5 protein-coding genes are annotated in these 4149 nt (G+C 72.0%); 1 reads left to right on the top strand and 4 read right to left on the bottom strand.

The window, feature by feature from the left end; translation table 11 throughout:
• Positions 1-235 precede the first annotated feature (235 nt).
• The gene (locus JNW98_RS31995) at positions 236-418 is read right to left on the bottom strand and encodes a type 2 periplasmic-binding domain-containing protein (RefSeq protein WP_223771807.1); all 183 of its coding nucleotides are present in this window, start codon (positions 416-418) and stop codon (positions 236-238) included.
• A 147-nt stretch (positions 419-565) separates the two neighbouring features.
• Positions 566-1789, bottom strand: a complete 1224-nt coding sequence (locus JNW98_RS31990) for an RNA-guided endonuclease InsQ/TnpB family protein (protein WP_223771806.1) — start codon at positions 1787-1789, stop codon at positions 566-568.
• Positions 1790-2156: 367 nt separating this feature from the next.
• On the opposite strand from JNW98_RS31990, the gene JNW98_RS31985 reads away from it, so the two are divergent.
• Positions 2157-2855: an HAD family hydrolase gene (locus JNW98_RS31985; RefSeq protein ID WP_223771805.1), complete on the top strand. Its 699-nt coding sequence runs from the start codon at positions 2157-2159 to the stop codon at positions 2853-2855.
• A gap of 29 nt (positions 2856-2884) precedes the next feature.
• Here the strand turns inward: JNW98_RS31985 and JNW98_RS31980 are convergent, their stop codons facing one another.
• Positions 2885-3487, bottom strand: a complete 603-nt coding sequence (locus JNW98_RS31980) for a glycoside hydrolase family 25 protein (protein ID WP_223771804.1) — start codon at positions 3485-3487, stop codon at positions 2885-2887.
• Between the two features lie 160 nt (positions 3488-3647).
• On the bottom strand, positions 3648-4149 hold a 502-nt coding region (locus JNW98_RS31975), incomplete at its 5' end, for an aromatic-ring hydroxylase C-terminal domain-containing protein (RefSeq protein WP_443732507.1).

Below are 4149 nucleotides of genomic sequence, written 5' to 3'. Positions count from 1 at the left end.
CGGCGGCGGCCGCCACGGCCGGCAGCAGGGAGCGGCGCCGCGTGCGGCCGCGGCCGGATATGTCCCCGGGGCTGGTTGTGCTCACGGCGCGTTCCCTCCGCCTGGCCGATGGCATGTCCGATGACACGGCCGATGACACCGCCCCAGCGTCCCACCCGCCCCAGCGCCCCGCAGGGGACGTCGTCCGGACGGGTGACGGGGCCCCTGTACCCCATCAGCCGTCAGCCATCAACCGTCAGCCGCCCGCCGCCGCCACGAAGGCGCGGACGCGGGCCGTCGTGTCGGCCGTGCGCCGGATCAGGCCCCACGCGAACGGCGGGGCGTCGTCGAAGGGGACGTAGGCGACGTCGGGCCGCGGGTAGTACCGCGCCGCCCGCGCCCCGACCTCCACGACCCCCTCCCCCGCCCCGACCAGCATCAGGGCCTCCTGGATGGTGTCGTAGGCCGGGCCCTCGCGGATCGGCAGCCCGCCGGGGGTGCGGCGGGGCGCCCGGTCCTCGCGCCATTGACTTGCTCCTCGGGGTGAAGCCCGAGGATTTTGGCCTTCTCGATCGTTGCTGTGCGGCTAGGCGGCACGGGGTTCGGTCGGGAATCCGTGGCTTCCTGTTTCTTCGCGCTGTGCCGGGACTACTCCCGGTCTTACCGGCGCTCCGCAGGCCGATACCGCCAGTCCGGCGGCCGTCTTCACGTTGATCGCGGCATTGTGGTCCCGGTCGTGGACGGTGCCGCAGGCGGTACAGGTCCATTCCCGGACGTTGAGGGGTTTGGGTCCATCGTTGACGCCACAGGTGGAGCAGGTCTGGGAGGTCGGCTCGAACCGGCCGATCTTGACCAGGGTGCGGCCGTACCGTCCTGCTTTGTATTCCAGCATGCTGATGAACGAGGACCATCCGGCGTCGTGCACGGACTTGGCGAGCTTCGTACGGGCCAGTCCCGCCACCGACAGGTCCTCCACGGCGATTCCTTGGTTCTCGGAGATCAGCCTGGTGGAGAGCTGGTGGTGGAACTCACGGCGCGCGTCGGCGACTTTGGCGTGGGCGCGGGCAACCTTGAGGCGGCCCTTGGCGCGGTTCTTGGAACCCTTCTGCTTGCGGGACAGCGTCTGCTGGGCCTTCTTCAGTTTCTTCTCCGCGCGGCGGAGGAAACGGGGGGAGTCGATTTTCGTGCCGTCGGAGAGGACCGCGAAGTGGGTCAGACCGAGATCGATGCCGATGGTGCGGTCGGTTTCGGGCATCCGTGTCGTGTCGGCGGCGGGGTCGGTGTCGATGACGAAGGAGGCGAAATACCGGCCGGCCGCGTCCTTGATGACGGTGACGGAGGTGGGGGCGGTGGGCAGCGTGCGGGACCACTTCACCTTCACCGCGCCGATCTTCGGCAGGTTCAGTCGGCCGCTGCCGGTGATGCTCCAGCGGGCGTTGGCGGTGAACCGGATTGACTGCCGGGCGTCCTTACGGGACTTGAAGCGGGGCGGGCCGGTCCTGGGGCCCTTGCGGGTGCCCTGGAGGGAGGCGAAGAAGTTGCGGTACGCGGTCTCGGCATCCCGCAGGGACTGCTGGAGCACCACCGCGGAGACCTCGCCCAGCCAGGACCGCCCGGCTGTCCGCTTGGCCTCGGTGATCAACTTCCGGGACAGCTGACCGGCTGTCGGGAACGGCTGCCCGGCGTTTCGGGCGTCTTCACGGGCACGGACCACGTCGTTGAACACGACGCGGGCGCACCCGAACGCCTTCGCCAACGCCGTCCGCTGGCCGGTGTCCGGGTACAGGCGGAAGCTGTACCTGAGCTGCATGACCGCCACCGTACATACGTAGGTTATGGGTGAGACGCGGGAGATCGGAACTGGTCGGCGCTGTGCTTTCGTGAAGCATGTGCACGTGGTCTTCGTTACCGATTTTCGGCACAAGTTGTTCACCGATGCCCACCGTTCCCCGAGCTGGTACGCCACTGCTGGCGGGGCCGACAAGCTCTGGTCCGGGCCCTACTTAGCCGGAACCGTCGGCGGCGCCCCGCTCTCCGTGGCGCCGACGACTGGGCGTCCCCGGCCGGTGCGGCCGTCCTCCGCGTGCACACGGAACTCGCGGAACTCGGCGGCCGGCAATGACCGGCGAGGCGATCCGGGGTTCCCGCGGCCCCCGCCAGCTGGCAGGCTGCCGCCCATGACCGTGACGGGCGTGCTGTTCGACTTCTCGGGAACCCTCTTCCGCATCGAGTCCCCCACGGCCTGGCTGCGCCACGCGGCGCGCCGCCGCGGTCTGGCCCTCGGCGACGGCGACCTCACCCGACTCGCCGCCGCCCTGGCCGCGGCCGGCGCCCAGCCCGGCGGCCCGCCACCCCGGGCCGTACCCCCGCGCCTGGCCGGCGCGTGGGCGTACCGGGACCGCTCCGCCGCCGAGCACCGCGCCGCCTACCTGGGCCTCGCCCGCGAGGTCCCGCTCCCCGACCGGACGTTGTACGGGGCGCTGTACGCGCGCCACATGGACCCCGGCGCGTGGCTGCCGTACCCCGACGCGGCCGGCGTCCTCGCGGCGCTGCGGGAGCGCGGCACACCGGTCGCGGTGGTGAGCAACATCGGCTGGGACCCGCGGCCGGTGTTCCGGGCGCACGGCCTGCACGCGTTCGTGGACGCGTACGTGCTCTCGTACGAGCACGGCGTGCAGAAGCCGGACGCCCGGCTGTTCCGCGCCGCCTGCCGGGCGATAGGGCGGCGGCCCGAGGACGTCCTGATGGTCGGGGACAGCGCGGCGGCCGACGGCGGCGCGGCGGCGATCGGCTGTACGGTGCGGCTGGTGGAGGCCCGGCCGGTGGACGAACGCCCGGACGCGCTGCGGCGCGCGCTGGACGAAGCCGCGGCCTGAGCCTCCGCCCCCGCCCCGCCGAGGACCGGTCAGTCCGTATCGGCCTGGCGGTCCGGGTCGGCCTGGCAGTCCGCGGCCGCGGCCTCCCCGCGTGCCCAGGCCCGCAGCGCCGCGCGGTCCGCGAACCGGGCGACGTTGCGGTCGATTCCGCCGGAGGTGCCGTACTGGTGGAACGTCCACGGGTGCCGCACGGCGGGCCGGCCCGCGGCGTGGCCGGGGTCGGCGATCCAGAGCCCGTCGCCGGCGCGGCTGGTGGTGTCGCGGTGGAGCCAGAAGTCGCGGTTGCAGTAGAGGACGACCCGGTGCCCCGGCGCCTTCGCGCCCACCCGGGCGAGCCAGCGGTCCTTGTCGGCGCAGGAGACGCCGGCCTCCTCCCAGTCGAGGGCGAGGACGTCGCCCGCTCTCAGCGCGATCTTGCCGAGGAAACGATCCGCCTGCGCGGACATCGATCCGGCCGTGACGTAGTGGTAGTACCCCACCACGAGTCCGGCCTTCCGGGCCCGTTCGCGCTGCGCCACCCACTTGGGGTTGGTGTACGACATGCCTTCGGTGACCTTGACGAAGGCGAAGTCCTGTCCGGCGACGGGGTAGTTCTCGCTCTGGTAGCTGCTGACGTCGACACCATGGATCATGACGGGCTCCAAGCGTGGCAGGTACACGCCATGTGCATTCCCGGTCAACCCAGGTCTTAACAGCACGAACCTGCCACGAATCGGTACCAAATTCGCGACCGTCCGACCTCAGCCGACCTCAGCCGGCCCCAACCGGCCCCAACCGGCCCCCCAACCGGCCTCAGCCGGCCCCGGGTGCCGTGGGAGCGCCGAACCAGCGGGTCAGCGCCTCGGCGAGCTCCCGCGGGTTGTCCCCGGCCCAGACGACGTGGCCGTCGGGCCGCAGCAGCACCGCCGGCGCGTCGAGTTCGCCACCGACCTCACCGACCTCACCGGCTTCACCAGCCTCGACGACGTCGACGACGTGGTCGACGCGGTCCGTCCACCCCTCCGCCGAGAGCAGCCCGGTCTGGTCGAGGAGCAGCCCGCGGCCACCGTGCATCAGCCCGTACAGCCGGCCGTTCTCCTTCAGCGGTACGTCGCGCAGCCGCCGGCCGAGCAGGTCGTGTCCCTCGCCGAAGTCGTAGCGGACCCCGACCGCGGTGATCAGCCCGGTGATGTACCGGTTGACCTCCTCGAAGTCCATCAGCTCCGAGAAGAGGTCGCGCAGGGCGGCCGCGCCGGGGCTGGTGCCCAGCAGGGTGATCTGCGCGCGGGTGTTGGCCACGACCCGGGCGCCCACC

Origin of the sequence: Streptomyces huiliensis, assembly GCF_020037025.1 — a bacterium.
Taxonomy (GTDB): Bacteria; Actinomycetota; Actinomycetes; order Streptomycetales; family Streptomycetaceae; genus Streptomyces; species Streptomyces huiliensis.
The sequence above is the reverse complement of the archived record's forward strand: the minus strand, read 5'-3'. Positions and strand labels throughout refer to the sequence as shown.